Annotated in this window: 5 protein-coding genes; 1 reads left to right on the forward strand and 4 read right to left on the reverse strand. The window is 46.8% G+C overall.

The features are described from left to right. A partial coding sequence (locus WCO51_13435) for a GTP cyclohydrolase, FolE2/MptA family (GenBank protein ID MEI6514255.1) occupies nucleotides 1–146 on the forward strand: 146 nt, incomplete at its 5' end. Nucleotides 147–348: 202 nt separating this feature from the next. Here the strand turns inward: WCO51_13435 and WCO51_13440 are convergent. From WCO51_13440 to WCO51_13455, 4 genes are all read right to left on the reverse strand, one after another. Further along, nucleotides 349–558, reverse strand: a complete 210-nt coding sequence (locus tag WCO51_13440) for a hypothetical protein (GenBank protein MEI6514256.1) — start codon at nucleotides 556–558, stop codon at nucleotides 349–351. A 3-nt stretch (nucleotides 559–561) separates the two neighbouring features. Then, a complete protein-coding gene (locus WCO51_13445) occupies nucleotides 562–1,038 on the reverse strand; it encodes a type II toxin-antitoxin system VapC family toxin (protein ID MEI6514257.1) in 477 nt (158 codons plus the stop codon). A 65-nt stretch (nucleotides 1,039–1,103) separates the two neighbouring features. Beyond that, nucleotides 1,104–1,322, reverse strand: a complete 219-nt coding sequence (locus WCO51_13450; protein MEI6514258.1) for a hypothetical protein — start codon at nucleotides 1,320–1,322, stop codon at nucleotides 1,104–1,106. Between the two features lie 90 nt (nucleotides 1,323–1,412). After that, a partial coding sequence (locus WCO51_13455; GenBank protein ID MEI6514259.1) for a hypothetical protein occupies nucleotides 1,413–1,785 on the reverse strand: 373 nt, incomplete at its 5' end.

Raw genomic sequence — 1,785 nt, forward strand, 5'->3', positions numbered from 1 at the left:
CGCGTTTCGTGGAGGATATGGTACGAGAGGCGCACTCCCGCCTCGCAGCGCTGGACAACATAACCTGGTTTTCGGTGGAGACTGAGAATTTCGAATCAATCCATAATCATTCTGCGTACGCGTCGGTGGAGTTGGATAGGAGATAGAATAGTAAAAACAAGCTTGATAAATACGAGCAAGAATCCTTGATATTGGCTTTGATTGAACCAGCCTCATGCTTTGGGTTCATGCACTTTCTCCATCTTTGGGACTAACGTGGTAAGGCACACCGGCGGCGGGGGCTTTTTCCCTCCGACCGGTGCTGCCGTTAGTTGAATCATTATTTTTGTTTCAGTTTAAATGTGGTGGTCAAATATGAAGATTTGAAACGGGTCTTTCCTCTTGGGAACCTACTTGTGATAGAACAGGCTCGCGACGCTGGAACGAAACCAGCTTTTTGCCAGATGCAGCTTGTCTCAGCAGAATGTCTTGAAATATTGCATCAGCGTTGTGACCAAACTGATTGGCATACTGTTCTCTAAGTGAGCGCGTCTCTGTGACGATAGGATCTTTCCACATAGCCTAAACCTCCTCTGTTAGTTCTTGCGGTGTGCAGATGATGGGCGGCTCATAACCAAGTGCCCGGCAGGTGGCCTCAATTTTAGGCCGCGTATGAGCATTTGCAATGTGTGTGCAGTTCCAGGTAAGCAAATACTCCATGCCGTTTACGGTTGCAATAGCCACATGATACGCGTCAATTTCGGCGTTCGCGGGCAGCGCATGGCGGCGGATAAGCTCTTGACCCAATGTCCGCACCTCCTCGGTTGCTTGTAGCTCCATTATATCAGCGATTGCATCAAGACGACGACTTATTGCATCAGGATGCCCGAGACTGGCTTCTGCAATTACAAACTCTGAGATAAATACATCGTAGTTGCTTCGCTGGGTCTCCCACCACTCGATAGTTACATTCTGGTTGGCCATTGCACGGATATCATTGCTTGGGCGTGCAGTAAGATAGCTGATAACCGATGTTTCGATATATACCTTTGCTTTCAAAATGCCCTCCCGTTAAGTCCTTTTACCGATCATGCTAAATAATATAATTATCCTGAAATATTTTGTTAACTGGTTCCTCTACCGAATTCCTTGTGTGCCAAAGAAAAAAAATCATGAAGCATTTCAGCGTGTTTCTTTGCTTCGCCTTTTCCTAGGCGAATACGATAGCGGCTTCGTTGGTTGTCGTAATCCATAACGTCAAGCCCAGCGGCTTCAATTTTATGCTCGATTTCTTCGTTCTTCTTTAGTCTCGGTTCTACGTTTTCCAGAAGCTCATCAGCCATTGCCACTGCAGCTTTTGAGCCACGGGTTTCCCAGTATGCTCGAAACCAGATTAAAAATTGTATTCCCCGTAAACGGCCACCAGAATCCCCTCACTCTCCATAAATGGTTTGTGATCCGGTTACAACCTGGTTGCCTGCGATCATTGATCCCACGGTTGCAATCGGTTTTGTTCCTTTGTTCAGTTTAAGGATGGCCCCTTTTATTGACATTTCTGACGAAACAGAAATCTCACCGCGCGACGCGGATATTCGGAAATATGATGATGACAGGTCTAAGGTACTCGATTTTATGGATATATCTCCGCTAGATAACAAGCGGGTAGTCCCGCCGGATTTGATGGCCGTACCACCGCCGGAATTGATTTCAACAGCCCTGGCTGCATTAATCTTAAGGTCATATCCAGAGGCGATCTCTACACCGTTCCCGCTAATCTTGATAACGCTTTGAAGCAGGGCAACCTGT

Source organism: bacterium, assembly GCA_037131655.1.
In the GTDB taxonomy this organism is placed as follows: Bacteria; Armatimonadota; Fimbriimonadia; order Fimbriimonadales; family JBAXQP01; genus JBAXQP01.

What these genes read in the sequence shown, in the direction of transcription:
- WCO51_13440 (MEI6514256.1), bottom strand. Translation starts at nt 558, where the DNA reads ATGTGGAAAGATCCTATCGTCACAGAGACGCGCTCACTTAGAGAACAG.
- WCO51_13450 (MEI6514258.1), bottom strand. Translation starts at nt 1,322, where the DNA reads ATGGCTGATGAGCTTCTGGAAAACGTAGAACCGAGACTAAAGAAGAAC.